General features: G+C 59.2%; 11 protein-coding genes and 1 pseudogene. 7 read left to right on the forward strand and 5 right to left on the reverse strand.

The window, feature by feature from the left end:
- Positions 1 to 220 precede the first annotated feature (220 nt).
- The 4 genes from R8871_RS05365 to R8871_RS05380 all read left to right on the forward strand — a co-directional run bounded on the left by R8871_RS05365 (position 221) and on the right by R8871_RS05380 (position 4,611).
- Positions 221 to 1,138 (forward strand): LysR family transcriptional regulator, encoded by a 918-nt coding sequence (locus tag R8871_RS05365; protein ID WP_175049379.1) that lies wholly within the window; start codon positions 221 to 223, stop codon positions 1,136 to 1,138.
- Between the two features lie 220 nt (positions 1,139 to 1,358).
- Complete coding sequence (locus R8871_RS05370; RefSeq protein WP_175049380.1) at positions 1,359 to 2,408, forward strand: Ldh family oxidoreductase; 1,050 nt, start codon at positions 1,359 to 1,361, stop codon at positions 2,406 to 2,408.
- A gap of 141 nt (positions 2,409 to 2,549) precedes the next feature.
- A complete protein-coding gene (locus tag R8871_RS05375; protein ID WP_175049381.1) occupies positions 2,550 to 3,830 on the forward strand; it encodes an MFS transporter in 1,281 nt (426 codons plus the stop codon).
- A gap of 49 nt (positions 3,831 to 3,879) precedes the next feature.
- Positions 3,880 to 4,611, forward strand: a complete 732-nt coding sequence (locus R8871_RS05380) for an ABC transporter substrate-binding protein (RefSeq protein WP_175049382.1) — start codon at positions 3,880 to 3,882, stop codon at positions 4,609 to 4,611.
- 457 nt (positions 4,612 to 5,068) lie between these two features.
- Here the strand turns inward: R8871_RS05380 and R8871_RS05385 are convergent, their stop codons facing one another.
- A complete protein-coding gene (locus R8871_RS05385) occupies positions 5,069 to 5,668 on the reverse strand; it encodes an NADPH-dependent F420 reductase (RefSeq protein ID WP_175049383.1) in 600 nt (199 codons plus the stop codon).
- Between the two features lie 103 nt (positions 5,669 to 5,771).
- Complete coding sequence (locus R8871_RS05390) at positions 5,772 to 6,506, reverse strand: SDR family NAD(P)-dependent oxidoreductase (protein ID WP_175049384.1); 735 nt, start codon at positions 6,504 to 6,506, stop codon at positions 5,772 to 5,774.
- A 130-nt stretch (positions 6,507 to 6,636) separates the two neighbouring features.
- On the opposite strand from R8871_RS05390, the gene R8871_RS05395 reads away from it, so the two are divergent.
- The 3 genes and pseudogenes from R8871_RS05395 (at position 6,637) to R8871_RS05405 (ending at position 10,087) form a co-directional block, all read left to right on the forward strand.
- Complete coding sequence (locus R8871_RS05395; RefSeq protein ID WP_175049385.1) at positions 6,637 to 7,212, forward strand: TetR/AcrR family transcriptional regulator; 576 nt, start codon at positions 6,637 to 6,639, stop codon at positions 7,210 to 7,212.
- 580 nt (positions 7,213 to 7,792) lie between these two features.
- Positions 7,793 to 9,316, forward strand: a complete 1,524-nt coding sequence (locus R8871_RS05400; RefSeq protein WP_407673103.1) for a sensor domain-containing diguanylate cyclase — start codon at positions 7,793 to 7,795, stop codon at positions 9,314 to 9,316.
- 143 nt (positions 9,317 to 9,459) lie between these two features.
- Positions 9,460 to 10,087: pseudogene (locus R8871_RS05405) on the forward strand (tyrosine-type recombinase/integrase).
- 695 nt (positions 10,088 to 10,782) lie between these two features.
- Here the strand turns inward: R8871_RS05405 and R8871_RS05410 are convergent.
- The 3 genes from R8871_RS05410 to R8871_RS05420 all read right to left on the reverse strand — a co-directional run bounded on the left by R8871_RS05410 (position 10,783) and on the right by R8871_RS05420 (position 15,820).
- Positions 10,783 to 13,080 carry an NADP-dependent malic enzyme gene (locus tag R8871_RS05410; protein ID WP_175049386.1) on the reverse strand — a complete coding sequence of 766 codons (2,298 nt, stop codon included), beginning with the start codon at positions 13,078 to 13,080 and terminating at the stop codon, positions 10,783 to 10,785.
- Between the two features lie 36 nt (positions 13,081 to 13,116).
- Positions 13,117 to 14,478, reverse strand: a complete 1,362-nt coding sequence (dctA, locus tag R8871_RS05415; protein WP_175049387.1) for a C4-dicarboxylate transporter DctA — start codon at positions 14,476 to 14,478, stop codon at positions 13,117 to 13,119.
- Positions 14,479 to 14,653: 175 nt separating this feature from the next.
- On the reverse strand, positions 14,654 to 15,820 hold the full coding sequence (locus R8871_RS05420) for a mandelate racemase/muconate lactonizing enzyme family protein (protein ID WP_175049388.1): 1,167 nt from the start codon (positions 15,818 to 15,820) through the stop codon (positions 14,654 to 14,656).
- Between the last annotated feature and the right edge of the window lie 100 nt (positions 15,821 to 15,920).

Below are 15,920 nucleotides of genomic sequence, written 5' to 3' on the forward strand. Positions count from 1 at the left end.
GCGGCGTGCTCTTCATACGCCATGTCAATAGTCGACCCGTCATTATCAATAGCAACCCTGCTTGTTCAACCTGGCAGATTGTGCTTCCGGCACGATCCGTCAAAGCCCGCTGTCGGTTAAGCGCAAAAAGTCGGCCGATTATTGTGCCACACGCACGAATTGACAACGCACAGCGGTACACCGACACTGAGTGATTCCTTTCACCGTTGCGACCTTTGGAATGAACTTCGAGATATCCGACTTGCGCGCCTTTGTCGCGACAGCCGACCTCGGCAGTTTTCGCGCTGCTGCCGACACGCTGCATCTATCGGCGTCGGCGCTGTCGCGTCGAATCGAGAAACTGGAGGACACGCTGGGCGTCAGGCTTTTCGAGCGAACCACGCGCAAGATGGATCTGACCATCGTCGGTCGCGGGTTTCTGGATCGGGCGTATCGAATCCTCAACGAGATCGACAACTCGATGCTCGAGTTCGACGATTTCGCGCGCAAGATGACAGGCGAGCTCACGATTGCGTGCGTGCCCTCGGCCGTGCGTTATTTCCTTCCCGAGGCCATTGCGGTCTATCACCAGCGTTATCCCGGCATCCGCCTGCGTTTGATCGACGAGCCGTCGTCGATGGTTTTTCTCGCTGTCGCGCGCGGCGAAGCCGATTTCGGTCTGACTTACGTCGGCACACAGGAGCCGGACATCGAGTTCACGCCGCTCCTCGACGACCCTTTCGTCCTCGCCTGCCCGCGCGCTCATCCACTCGCCAGGCGCAAGTCCGTCGCCTGGGCGGAACTCGCCGGCCTCGACTATCTGGCGATCGCACAGGGCAGCGGCAATCGCGCGGTCATAGAAGAGGCGCTGGCGGGCGTCACTGACAGGCCGAAATGGTTCTGCGAAGTGCGTCATGTGCCAGCTCTCGTGAGCCTGGTGGAAGCAGGACTTGGCGTGGGCGTCGTGCCTCGCCTCGCCATGCCTCGTGGCCCTCACAAGGCGCTCACGAGCGTCACGCTCGTCGATCCGCCAATCCGGCGCACGCTGGGCGTACTCCAGCGTCGCGGACGCGGCTTGTCTTCTGCCGGACGCTTCTTCCTTCAATTGTTGACGGAGCTTCGCGCATCCGATGCGCTGCCCGCAAACACTGGCGCCTAACGGACGCTCCACGGGCTGAACCGCTTTCAGTTGCTGTGACCGGCCACGCGTGCGTTACACCGGTTGCAGCCCGATTCGTGCATACGACGCACCAATCGAACGAAAATATGCGTTTGTCACGCGGGTGGCGCCTGCCCGATCATGTGTGAAACACAAGCGCTGTGCTGTCGCAGCCGCTTGAACCGCACTGTTTTTTTGATCGAAGGAGACGACCCGTTCCATGACTCAACCCACCACCACTTCTGGCATAGTCAGCAAGGCGCAATTGACCGAGCTGACAATCGAAGCACTCTGCGCGCTCGGCCTCGATCGCGCCGATGCCACCGACACCGCCACCATCCTTGTGCTCGCCGACCTGTTCGGTTTGCGCACCCACGGCACGAGCCGAATCGAATCGTACGGCGCTCGTCTGCGCATCGGCGGCATTAATCCCAAGCCGTCGATCAGTTCCCAACAAGTCGGCCCGGCGCTTCATCGCCTCGACGGCGACAACGGTGTCGGTCCGCTCATCGGCTATCGCGCACTCGATCTGGCGATGACGGCCGCGCGCGAGAATGGCATCGCGTGCGTGTTCGTGCGAGGCAGCAATCACTTCGGCCCGGTGTCGCCGTATTCGTACCTCGCCGCCATGAACGGGTTCGCCAGCATCATCGGCAGCAACGCGACGACGACGATCGCGCCGTGGGGCGGCACCGACGCGCGCCTGGGCAACAGTCCCGTCGGCTTCGGTGTCCCGAACCCGGAAGGCCATCCGTTCATTCTGGATATGGCGATCAGCGTCGCAGCGCGCGCAAAGATTCGCAACGCCCTCAAGCGGGGAGAACCGATTCCCGGTGACTGGGCGACCGACGCTCAAGGCAAGCCGACCACCGACCCGAAAGCCGCGCTTGATGGCTTCCTGCTGCCGATCGGCGGCCACAAGGGCTACGGCCTCGCGCTGGTCGTCGATCTGTTCGCGGGGCTGCTTTCAGGAGCGGCCTATCTGACGCACGTGAAGTCGTGGGAGGATGACCCTGAACAGCCGCAGAATCTTGGCCACTTCTTCATCCTGATCGATACAGCCAGGCTTGGCAGCGGTACGTGGCTCGCCGCACGTATGGCCGACTATGCGGCAATTCTGCACGGCTCCAAGCCCGCGAACCCGGATGCGCCTGTGATCGTTCCCGGCCAGATCGAACTTGGCCAGTTAGAACGCCAAACGGCCGCAGGCATCGACATCGGCGCGGCGCAGCTCGCGATGTTGCAAGCGGCCGCGCGGCCACACGACTGAAGCGGCGATTCGTCCGCTATGCCGCACTCCTGCGACTTTCCCAACGCGCAGGTTGCCGGCGAGCAATGAGACTTAACGGGCCGGACAGCGCTATCGGGCGCGCGGTCCGTCTAAAACATAAAAAGCTCGAAGGAGGGACAGGTGACAAACATTCGTTGGCGTATCGTCTTGCTGCTGTTCATCGCAGGCTTCATCAACTATCTCGACCGATCGGCTCTATCCGTCGCTGCGCCCGCCGTGATGCAGGAATTGCATTTGTCGCCGAGCAGCCTTGGACTGTTGTTCTCGACGTTTTTCATCGGCTACGCGGTCTTCAATTTCATCGGCGGCTGGGCTGCGGATCGCTGGGGCGGCAAGCGCGTTTTTTCAGGAGCAATCCTGACGTGGTCGTTGTTTTGCGGCGCGACCGGCCTCGCGACGGGCTTCGGGTCGCTGCTGGCGATCCGTACTCTTTTCGGCATGGCCGAGGGACCGCTTGCGACGACGATCAACAAGATCGTGAACAACTGGTTCCCGCATAAGGAATCGGCGACCGCATTCGGCTTTGCGAATTGTGGTCTGCCGCTGGGTGGCGCGGTTGCGGGGCCGGTGGTCGGCCTGCTCACAGCGGCCTACGGCTGGCGCGTCGCGTTCGCGGGAATCGCGTGTCTCGGATTGCTTTGGCTGGTTTTCTGGCAGTTCATGGCGACCGACAGGCCGCACCAACATCCGCGCATATCCGATGAAGAACGACGGCTGATCGAATCCGACCGCAGCGTCCCGGAAGATCCGTCGGACGTCAAGCACCTTGGTTTCTACCTCAAGCAACCCGCCATTCTCGCGGCGATGATTTCGTACTTCGGTTACAGCTACATCCTGTTTTTCTTCCTGACATGGTTCCCGAGCTTTCTGATGCTGGATCGTCATTTGAGTCTGAAAAGCATGAGTCTCGCGACGGTGTTGCCTTGGGTGCTGGGATTCGTCGGGTACGGACTGAGCGGTGTGCTGTCCGATCTGATCTTTCGCCGCACAGGCAATGCGCTGCGCGCCCGCAAGTGGGTGCTGATCGTATGCCTCGGCACCGCGGGTGTCTGCGTCGCGCTTGCTGGCGCCGTGACCACAACCGTCAGCGCGCTGGTGCTGATGGCCATTGCCGTGTTTGCACTATATTTGAGCGGCAGCACATACTGGGCGCTGATTCAGGACACGATTCCCGGTCCGAAACTCGGCAGAGTCGGCGGATGCGTGCATGCCATCGCGAACTGTGCCGGCATCGTCGGTCCGACTGCAACCGGATTTCTCGTCCAGCAAAGTCATACGTTCTTCAGCGCGTTCGTCCTCGCTGGCGGGATAGCGCTCGCCAGCGTGCTCGCCGTGACGATACTGCTGCGTCCGCGATCGTCGGCTCGCATCGAGTCGAACAGCGCGCGCGTCTGCGGCTGAACGTCCATGTCGATACACGAAGTCCCAATTCCTAACTCTATTCGTCTCCATGAAACCCGATCCGTCCATCATTCGTGCGTTCATACCCACCGGCAAGCTGCGGGCATCGATCAATCTCGGCAATCCGATTCTGGCGGCCAAAGACCCATCAGGCGAACCGACCGGTGTTTCGGTGGATCTGGCGCGAGCGTTTGCGGCAACGCTCGGTGTAGAACTGGAGCTCGTGGTATTCGATGCGGCGGGCAAGTCTGTTCAGGCGGTCAGCGATGAGCGAGCGGACCTCGGCTTCTTCGCCGTAGATCCACGACGAGGAGAAACCATCGCGTTTACCGAGCCGTACGTTTTGATCGAGGGCTATTACCTGGTCCGCGATGCATCGCCGATCCGCCGTAACGAGGACGTCGATCAGCAGTCAGTGCGTGTGGCCGTCGGAGAGGGAAGCGCTTACGACCTGTTCCTGACTCGCGAGCTGAAGCATGCGCAGATCGTGCGCGCACCAACGTCGCCGACGGTCGTCCGAACATTCCTCGAACAGGACCTCGAAGTCGCGGCAGGCGTCAAGCAGCAGCTCGAGGCCGACGCACGTCAAGCGCCCGGCCTGCGTCTGCTCGACGGGCGCTTCATGGTGATCCGCCAGGCGATGGGCGTGCCGAAGAGCCGTGGTACAGCGGCCGCAGATGCATTGCGTGCCTTCGTCGAGGAAGCGAAAGCATCCGGGCTCGTCGCTCAAGCACTCGCTCGGCACAAGATCGCCGGCGCATCAGTTGCGCCCGCGGCGTAAGCGAGCTCAGGCGCGCTACGTATGCGGGAAGGCGGTTCGATTCCGCGCGCCTAACGCGCCAGTCTGGGTCGGCCCATTCTTGACGTGGCCGGCAGACACGCCCCGTTGCTGCGGATCGCGCCGCCTTGGTTTCAACGGCAGGTATCAGGGGCGTACCTGACGCTCAAACGTCGGCACGCTGCGGACGATGGACAGCCGCTTCTGGCCGAACAGAGCCTGACGACGATCGGCTTAGTTCGACCCCGAGCCGTCATTCGGGTCACCATGTTGACAACGGCCACTTTCCAATTCCGAACGGACATCTGCCCGCATCACGTCTGCAGTACGGGCGCTCGCGGCCGACGGGTCGCGAGCGGCCATCATGCACTCGCTCAGAAGTACCAACGGAATCTCGGTCAAATCACCAGCACGCGTTTGGCGATGCGCGTGGCCGCTGTGACTTCGTTGTGAGGCGCCGCTATTTGAACTTGACGAGATCCTTGAAGATCAGTTGACCCCATGTATTCCCCCTGCCTTGGACAAGCAAGCCGCCATCCTTGAGCGGTCCTAGCGCAATCGGCGCGAAACCGAGTTGTTCGGCCAAAGCAGCGACCGGTGCCACCGCATTTTCGTCATCGCTCGACAAAAAAACGACGCGGCTTCCGCCATTCACGCTCGGATCAGCGGCCAGGACGGCAGCAGGCAGATGGTTAAAGCCCTTTACGAACCTGGCGCCGGTAAACGCCTTGGCGACAACCGCGGCCGGCGGCTGACCTTCCAGGTCTTCAACGGGAACACCAAAAGCATTTGTCGTGTCGATGATCGTCTTGCCCTGCCAGGTCGTGATCTGCTTCGCGACTTCGCGGTGTTCCCAAAACGGAACCGCCAGGAAGATCGTGTCGGACGCGATTGCATCCTGCAGCGTCCCGGGAACAATGGTGGGGCCGATCGCTCGTGCCTGCTGCATCAACGTCTCGGGAGGGCGCCGGCTGGCGACGGTCACATTGATGCTCTTTCTTGCAAACGCTCGGGCGAGCGCCTGGCCTACCGCGCCAAAGCCAATAATCGAATAGTTCATGCGAACTCTCCATTCAGTATTATAAGGAATCCATATTTATCGACAAAAATCAGATCACCTTCATCGAGTTGACAGGTCCTTCTACACGCTTTTCGGCGCGATTTCAGATGGCCGAGAAGCCGCCGTCGACGGACAACTCCACCCCATTCACGAAGCTCGAATCGTCTGAAGCAAGAAACAGCGCGACCGTCGCAATTTCCTCAGGACGCCCCATCTTTCCCCGCGGGATCAGGGATTCGAACATGCGCTTCGCCTCCTCGGTGAGAACCTGGTCCTGCATCGGTGTGGCGATCGGCCCCGGGCTCAGCACGTTCACCCGGATATTCCTGCCCCTCAGTTCGTTAAGCCAAGTGCGTGCGAATGAGCGCAACGCCGCCTTGCTCGCCGCATACACGCCATAACCAGGGAAACCTTTCACCGAAGCAACTGACCCGGTCATGAAGATCGACCCGCCATCGTTGAACAGCGGCAACGCCTTCTGAACCGTAAACAGCGTTCCGCGCGTATTCAGACTGAAGGTCGCATCGAAGTGCTGCTCGGTAATCTCGCCCAGAGGGACGGCTTCGCCCGTGCCGGCGCTCGCGAACAGGATGTCGATCTTGCCCTTTTCCCGCTTGACTGTATCGAACAGGCGGTCGAGGTCGTCTAGATTGGCCGCGTCGCCACGTACGCCGGTCACGTTCCGGCCAATCACCTTGACGGCCTCGTCGAGCGCCTCCTGCCTCCGGCCCGTGATGAAAACATAGGCGCCTTCTTCCACAAACCGCGTGGCGCTCGCCAGCGCCATGCCGCTCGATCCACCCGTGATGACTGCAACCTTACCCTCAAGCTTTCCCATGACATCTCCTTTCGTGGTGTCAGACAGCGCCTCTGTTCCAATCTGCACAAATGTGCTGTATCTTGTGGATCACTGATCCGGATACAGGTTCATTATATTCGGATCGCCGATCCGTTTGTCAAGGCAATTTATGCGAGCTGACGCCAGAAAGAATTACGACCATCTCCTTGCAGTCGCGCGTGACGTCGTCACCGAGCATGGTGCCGACGCGTCCATGCGAGATATCGCCCGCCGGGCCGACGTCGGATTGGCCACACTATTTCGCCATTTCCCGACACGAGAAGCCTTGTTCGAAGCGTTGCTGCGCATGAACGTGGACGAACTGATACAGCAGGCAGCCGAACTCGAAACGTCGAATCCACCTGACGAAGCGCTGGTGTCCTGGTTTCGCGATGGGGTGGCATTCGTTCGCAGCTATAGCGGTATTTGCGCCTTGTTTGCGACCGCGCACGCGGACCCGGACTCCGCGCTTCACGCTTCGAGCACAGCGCTGCGTTCGGCGGGCGCGCGACTACTGCTCCGCGCTCAAGCCGAGGGAACGGCGCGCGCCGATATTGATGGGGTCGACCTGTTCGCCCTGATGTCGGCGCTCGGCTGGCTCGTCGGCCAGCCCGGATTCGCGCCACGGGGGGATCATCTCTTTCACGTTATTACGAGCGCTATCCTGACAAATCGGCCTGGCAACGATATCAAGAAGGCAACGTAACCGAGTCCAACGAATTGTTGTCTGCATTGCGTCGGATGGCGTCCTCTATGACCGACGCCGGCGACACTATGCGCAGAAGTCTTGGCAAAGGTGACGAATGCAACTGATCGTATCGGGAGTTTTGAGCGGCTGTTGACGAAGGCGATAAGACGTTGGAGCGGCTGAGCTGTCGCACTACCCAGCGACCGCACATGACCGAACTCGTGCATTCGTACTGTGCACCACCGGTTCATTCAATCCTGGCCGTGCTGCAGCGTTCTCTGGACCTGAGAAAGAAGCCAGAGGACAATCCAGATCCGCGCGAGGTACAGCGTGTGTTACTCAGTTGGGGCCGAGCGACGGCCAAGCCTGCCGGGGCAGATCTCTAGTTGCTCCCACCGGCACATAACCAATGTCAACGGCAGCGGTAAAAGTGGACCAAGGCCTCTACTTTTTGCTGTCTTTGCCGTAAACCCGGTCATCGGCTATCCACGACACTCGGGCATTCCTTTGCCGCAGGACTCCCTACACCGAGTCGATAATCTCGCCACGACTGCGGGACGACGACGTTTGGACCGAGCGCACCCACCACAACGTGACCGTGTCTGTTTCTATTACCACCGGAAAACTGGCTGTTCTCGCAGGCCGACATCCCTTGATTGTCGGTGCACTAGGTAGCCTGATGGCACTAGGCGTGATGGCAATCAGTCTGGTCACACTTCTGGCCTCTCGTGACGCCGCTGTCGAACATGCTCATGAAACCTCCAGAAACGTTACCGCCGTTCTGGTCAGCAACATCGCCCGGACGATTGAAACGTCAGACAATTCACTCCGTGCCTTGATTGCCGCGCTGAACAAGCCCGCTGTCCAAAGCATGGATGCGGACCTGCGTCACGAATTGCTGTTTGACCGGACCGCTGCCGAGTACGTTACCGGTATGGGGGTGACGGATAATAAGGGACGATTAATCGACGGCTGCTGCTCCAGCTCCCATACTTGGGATTTCAGCGACCGGGATTACTTCATTGCTCATCGCCAGTCGGCGAATGTCGGACTGTATGTGTCATCAGTCTACCGGGCACGGTCGCGGCCTGGCGCGCAGTCAATTGCGATGACGAGAAGGATGAGCCAGCCCGACGGGTCATTCGGCGGAGTAGCGATTGTTGCCATTGATGTCGAATACTTTAAACAACTTCTTGCAAAACTGGACGTGGGGCCAAACGGCATCACTGCGATCGTTCGTACGGACGGTACGCTGGTGGCCAGAAATCCCCCAATCAGCCAGTCAAGGCTGGTCAATCTGGGTAAGTCACCGACGTTTCCGCGTATGGTGAACCATGATTCCGGGTTCTATTCTGCTCCCTCGATCTCGGACGGGGTCCTGCGCCTGTATACATTTCAACGTGTTCCCGGGACGCCGCTCATCGCCGTTGTCGCGCCGGCGGAAAGCGACGTGCTGGCGTCCTGGAAGCGACTGTCATGGATAGTCGGAGTCTCAGCCTCGTCGCTTAGCCTTGCGTTCTGCACGGTGGTCTGGCTCCTTGCTTTTGCGCTGCGGGACCACGCAAAGACTCAGGTACTGCTTACGGAGCTAACGCAAACCGATCCGCTGACAGGGCTCAGGAACCGCCGCGCCCTCGACGAGGTCCTCGAAAACGAGTGGCGAAGACTGCAGCGCAGCGATGGTTCCTTGTCGCTGCTGTTCGTCGATGCGGACAACTTCAAACAGTACAACGACAGGCATGGTCACGCTCAAGGTGACATTGCACTGAAACATCTCGCGGAATGTATCAATCGACACGTGCGTCGTCATGGCGATCTCGCCGCGCGATACGGCGGGGAAGAGTTTGTTGTCGTGCTGCCCGATACGGACAAAACGGGAGCGGCTCAGATCGCTGAAGCTATACGTCAGGAAGTTGAGCATGGGCGACCGACAGTACCATCTGGGACAATTCCACCGTTCACGGTCAGTATTGGGTGCGCGACCGGTCGACGCTCACTTCCATCGTCAGTGGATGAATTAACGAATTCAGCTGATCTGGCGCTGTACGCGGCCAAAAGGAGCGGGAGGAACGCCGTCGTCTCCGCAGGCGATACTGCTGCATCGCCTCAGCCGCAGAGCTGATTGCACTCCTTGACTGTGCCTGTCTCATTCTGACGTCCGAGCGGTCAGTCGTGGAAGAATCGCGACCGACCGATTAGGGTCGGGTAGTGACCGTTCGCAGCCAGCGCGGACTGATCCCTCCCTTCACTTGAAAGGAGAGGATCGTGGAAACCGCTAAAGTCACTTGTACGGCGAGAGTACCGTGGAACAAGGGTAAGCTCACAGGGCAGAAACCTCCGCTCAAACTGCCGGAAATCTGGGCGATTCGTGTCCGGCTCCAGCTATCCGGGCAGCCTCGCGACCTTGCGATGTTCAACTTGGCAATCGATAGTAAGTTGAGAGCTTGCGATCTGGCCAAGCTGCGGGTCCTTGACGTATGTCACAGCCAACATGTTTCGCCGCGGGCAAGTGTGATGCAGCAGAAAACGCAGCGGCCGGTTCAGTTCGAAATCACCGAGCAAACCCGCGAAAGCGTCGAGGCCTGGATCAAGGCAGCGAAGCTGGCGGGTTCAGATTTTCTCTTTCCCAGCCGAATTCACGGGTCACCACATATTTCAACACGGCAATATGCGCGTGTCGTACATCTTTGGGTCGCGCCAATCGGACTTGATGACGCAGCCTACAGAACGCACACCATGCGCCGCACCAAGGCGTCGTTGATCTACCGGCGCGCCAAAAAATCTCAGGGCGGTGCAACTGCTTCCCGGCCACACCAAACTTGAAAGCACGGTTCGATATCTGGGCATTGAAGTCGACGACGCGCTTGAAATGGCTGAACAAACCGAAGTGTGAGCCGCCCCCGGCGAGCGAACGGACGCTTGCCGGCCAAGAGGCGACATTCGCCGGTCGCGATCCCCGGACGTTCAGAAGTCGGCTCCACCCACTAAACAGTCGCGCGATCGGCTACGGTGAACGTTGCTTCATTGACTCCAGCGGATTTAACACAAATGGACACGACGCGCATTGGCGCGGTATGGTGCATTGCCTGGATTGAATAGGCAACAAGTCGTTCGGGTAAGCATCCTTCAATGCGGCTAGGATTCCTATGAGAATAACGATGAGTTTTTGGAATGGGGTCGCCACGGCTTTGGTTCTGGCGTCGGTTTGTTGTTCGCCCTTGATTGCAACGCACAAAAGCGTGTGGGTGTCTGCGTCGCAATTCTTTTTAGGGGCGGGATTTATTGTCCTGGGAGCTTCCGAGGATCGCCTTACAAAATTACTGCGAGCATTGCTAGCCTGCTTCGGAATTTTTTATATTGGGGTCGCGATTTATCGATGGGCTGGCATTTCGTGAAGTAACAATCCTACTTTCTTGATGGGCATATCGGCCGGTTAAGCTTGTAAAGCAGTCGTTGCGAGCTGACTCGATGAATGTTCGAAACGGGTCGAACTGAGCCCGACGAGGACCGGCTCTAGTCGACCCTGAGCAGCCCATCGGAGTCTGCTCCCCGAACGGCCAAAGTTGAGGTTTGACCAGACCGTCGCGCCTACTTGAGCGCAATCACATCCGCTACCAGCAGAGCCGTCATATTGACGATTCGACGCACCGTTGCGGAAGGGGGTAGCACATGCACCGGTTGCGCCGCACCCAACAGGATCGAGCCAATTGCGACATTGTTGCCCGCAGCCGTTTTCAGCAGGTTGTACGAGATGTTGGCCGCGTCGATGTTCGGCAGCACGAGCAGGTTCGCGTCACCTTCGAGCGTCGAAGCCGGCATCACTTCGCGGCGCAGCTTGTGGTCGAGCGCAAGACCACCATGCATTTCCCCGTCCACCTGCAAGTGTGGCGCGCGTTGGCGCAGGATTGCCAGCACGTCTCGCATCTTCTGCGCCGACGGCGCGTTACTCGTGCCGAAATTCGAATGGGACACCAGTGCGATCTTCGGCTCGATGCCGAAGCGCAGCACTTCGTCGGCGGCCATGATCGTGATTTCGGCGAGTTCCTCGGCTGTCGGATCGACGTTCACGTGCGTATCGACGAGGAAAATCTGTCGACCCGGCAGCACCAGTGCGTTCATCGCTGCGTAGACACTGCAGCCTTTCTTCTTGCCAATCACCTGATCGATGAAGTGCAGGTGCCGGTGCGTCGTGCTCACCATGCCGCAGATCATGCCGTCCGCCTCACCCCTCTTTACCAGCATGGCGCCGATAAGCGTCGTGCGGCGGCGCATTTCGAGCTTCGCCATCTGCGCCGTGACGCCTTTGCGCGACATCATCTTGTAGTATTCCTGCCAGAAATCGCGGTAACGCTCGTCGTGGTCAGTATTCACTACCGTGTAATCCTGCCCCGCGACCAGACGCAGTCCGCAGCGTGCGATGCGCTGTTCGATCACCGCCGGACGGCCGATCAGAATAGGCGTGGCCAGCCTTTCGTCGACGATGATCTGCACCGCGCGCAGCACGCGCTCTTCCTCGCCTTCCGCGAACACAATACGCTTCTTCTCCGGCTCGACGCCGCGCGCCAGCTGGAAAATCGGCTTCATGATCGTGCCGCTCTGATAGACGAACTGCTGCAGATGCTGTTCGTAGGCGTCCATGTCCTCAATCGGACGCTTGGCGACGCCTGAATCCATCGCGGCCTTCGCCACCGCCGGCGCGAGCTTGACGATCAGGCGCGGGTCGAACGGCTTCGGAATCAGATATTCCGGCCCGAACGATAGATCTCGAATGCCGTAAGCCGTTGCGACGATATCGCTCTGCTCCTGGCGCGCCAGTTCAGCAAGCGCGTTAACTGCCGCAATTTCCATTTCACGTGTCACTGTCGTCGCACCCACATCCAGCGCACCGCGGAACAGGAACGGGAACACCAGTACGTTGTTCACCTGGTTCGGAAAGTCGGCACGTCCCGTAGCGAGGATTGCGTCCGGACGTACCTCCAGGGCGAGTTCCGGCAGAATTTCCGGCGTCGGATTGGCCAGCGCTAGAATCAACGGCTTCGCAGCCATTTCCCTGACCATCCCAGGCTTGAGCACACCGCCCGCGGATAGACCGAGAAAGATGTCCGCGCCCTTGATTGCTTCCGCAAGCTTTCTGGCAGAAGTTTCGCGCGCAAATCGCTCCTTGTCTGGGTCCATCAGCTCGACGCGGCCTTTGTAGACGACACCGGCGAGATCCGTCACCAGAATGTTGTCGAGTGGCAACCCGAGGTCGACAAGGAGATCAAGACATGCAAGCGCCGCCGCACCTGCGCCCGACGCCACCAGCCTCACTTCCTTGATGTGTTTGCCCACTACCTTCAGGCCGTTGATGATCGCCGCCGCGACGACGATCGCCGTACCGTGCTGGTCGTCGTGGAAGACCGGGATCTTCATGCGCTTGCGGCATTCGCGCTCAACGATGAAGCAGTCCGGCGCCTTGATGTCCTCGAGGTTGATCCCGCCGAACGTCGGTTCGAGCGCGGCGATCACGTCGACGAGCTTGTGCGGGTCCGACTCGTTCAACTCGATATCGAACACGTCGATGCCAGCAAACTTCTTGAACAGCACCGCCTTGCCTTCCATCACTGGCTTGGACGCCAGCGGCCCGATGTTGCCGAGACCGAGTACCGCCGTGCCGTTCGTCACGACGCCGACCAGGTTGCTGCGCGCGGTGAACCGTGCGGCATTCAGCGGGTTCTCCACGATTTCCTCGCACGCGAACGCGACACCGGGGGAGTAAGCCAGCGAGAGGTCGCGCTGGTTGATCATCTGCTTCGTCGGAGTAATCGCCAGCTTCCCGGGCGCCGGGAACTCGTGGTAGTCAAGGGCGGCTTCGCGGAAGCTCGTCGTATCAGATTGCTTGGTCATGGCTGCGGTGCTCGGGAAAAAGGTTGACTGGACGACTCAATGAGTGTGGGGCCGGACAATGGAATCTTTCGTGGACGTCGCCCCAACTGTCGGCTCCAGATCGGTGGCCCCAAAAGCATCAATGCTGGTGTCGGCGGTCCGGTCAAGCATCGCTCGCGCCCTGTCCATATCGAGAGCGCCCTCCCATCGAGCCACCACAATGGTCGCAACCCCGTTGCCGATCAGGTTCGTCACCGCCCGGGCCTCGTTGAGAAAACGATCAACGCCCAGCAATAGCACCAATCCGGATACAGGGATTTTGTGCATGGTAGCCAGCGTGGCGGCCAACGCCACGAACCCGGCTCCGGCCACACCAGCAGATCCCTTGGACGTCAGCAACATCACGCCGAGCAGCAGCAACTGGTCCCAGATCGTCAGATGGATATTCATCGCTTGCGCAATGAACAGCGCGGCCATCGTCAGGTAAATCGCGGTTCCATCGGCATTGAAGGTATAGCCCGTAGGCAATACCATCCCGACAACCGAGCGAGAGCACCCCAGCTTCTCCATTTTGATAAGCATTTGCGGGAGCACCGCTTCCGTTGAGGCTGTGCCAAGCACGATGAAGATTTCATCCCTGATGTAGCGGAGAAACTTCCACAACGACAACCCACACATCCGCATCACGATGCCGAGGACAACGACCACGAAGATGACACAAGTCAGATAGAGGCAACCCATCAACTGACCAAACGACGCCAGCGTGCCAATCCCGTACTTCGCGATTGTGAATGCCATGCCGCCAAAGGCACCGATCGGTGCGACATACATGACGATTCGAACAACGCCAAACATGCCCTGAAGGAACATGTCGAGCATGTCAACGAACGGCGCCGTGCGTGGTCCCAGCTTGGCGAGAGCTATCGCGAGCAGAAGCGAGAAGAAGATGATGGGCAGAATATCTCCATTCGCAAATGCCCCGACGATGCTGTTCGGAACGATGCTCATGAGGAATTCAAGCATCCCATGCTGCTCTGCCGCGTGGGTGTAGGTGGCAATAGCTGAACTGTCGATGTGCGTGGGATCGATGTTCATCCCGCTGCCGGGCCTGACGATGTTTACGACCACGAGACCAACCAGGAGCGCAATCGTCGATGCGACTTCGAAGTAAAGGACTGCCTTGACGCCAACCCGGCCGGCCTCATGAAGGTCATTCATGCGGGCAATGCCAACGACAACGGATGCGAAAATAATCGGGGCAAGCAGCATCCGAATCAGTTTGATGAACAGGTCGCCGAGTGGTTTAAGTTGAGAACCGATGTCTGGGAAGAAGTGACCGACGAGGACACCGGCAATAATGCCAATCAGAACCTGGACGTAGAGCTTGGAAAGAGATTTTCCGATCTTTGAAACCCGCATGACTGTCTCCTATGCGTGGAATCTTTTCATGAAAGTCGGGGCGACCGCCCGCAGCGGGTTTTACCGCTGCGGTGAGCACGGACCGATTTCGCCTGCGTTCCTTTTATCTGTATTTGTGAACGCTGCGCCGACGCTTTTGTCAGCGTGTTTTGCCGCGAGTTAGCCGGTTGACGGCTTATGCGGACAGCTTTTGCATCTCGGCGAAGAGATCGGCTTTTCCTTCGAAGCCGATGCCTGGCAGATCGGGCATGGTGATGAAGCCGTTTTCCACCTTCACACCGTCAGGGAAGCCGCCATAAGGCTGGAACAGATCAGGATAGGACTCGTTGCCGCCCAAGCCGAGGCCGGCCGCGATATTCAGCGACATCTGGTGTCCGCCGTGCGGGATGCAGCGGCTCGGCGACCATCCGTGCTGACGCAGCATGTCGAGCGTGCGCAGGTATTCGACGAGGCCATAGCTCAGTGCGCAGTCGAACTGCAGCCAGTCGCGATCCGGACGCATGCCGCCATAACGGATCAGGTTGCGGGCATCCTGCATCGAGAACAGGTCCTCGCCCGTCGCCATCGGTTTGTCGTAGTAGTTGCGAAGCGTTGCCTGCAATTCGTAGTCGAGCGGGTCGCCCGGTTCTTCGTACCAGAACAGGTCGTATTGCGACAGCGCCTTTGCGTACTGGACCGCCGTGTCGAGGTCGAAGCGGCCATTGGCATCGACGGCAAGTTTTTGTCCATCACCGAGTATGCTCAGGATCGAGTCAATGCGGCGCAGATCCTCGTCAAGTGAAGCGCCGCCGATCTTCTTCTTCACAACCGTGTAGCCACGGTCGATGTAGCTGCGCATTTCGTCTTTCAGCTTCTCGTGATCCTGGCCGGGATAGTAGTAACCGCCGGCGGCATACACGAAAATCTTGCGATCGGGCTGACCGTTGCCGTAACGATCGGCCAGCAACTGGAACAGCGGCTTGCCTTCGATCTTCGCCACCGCATCCCAGATCGCCATGTCGATCGTGCCGATTGCGACCGAGCGCTCGCCGTGACCACCCGGCTTCTCGTTCGTGAACATGGTCGCCCAAATCTTGTGCGGATCGAGGTTGTCGCCGGCGTCGTTGACGAGCGTAGCGGGATCGGCTTCGAGAATGCGCGGAATGAAACGCTCACGCATCAGCTTGCCCTGGCCATAGCGGCCGTTGGAATTGAAGCCGTAACCGACTATCGGCTTTCCGCCCCGGATGACATCCGTCACCACGGCGACGAGACTCAGCGTCATCTTGCTGAAGTCAATGTAGGCATTGCGGATCGGGGAACTGATCGGAATGGTCTTTTCGCGTATTTCAACGATTCTCATGACACTGTCTCCTGAGTTTGGGCACGTATTGCATGCGTCTGGCTGCAATGGAAGCTAGGTTATCCGCGAAATGAGGCGTTAGAATTCGCTTAGATTCATT

Origin of the sequence: Paraburkholderia sediminicola (genome assembly GCF_902859805.1) — a bacterium.
GTDB lineage: Bacteria > Pseudomonadota > Gammaproteobacteria > Burkholderiales > Burkholderiaceae > Paraburkholderia > Paraburkholderia sediminicola.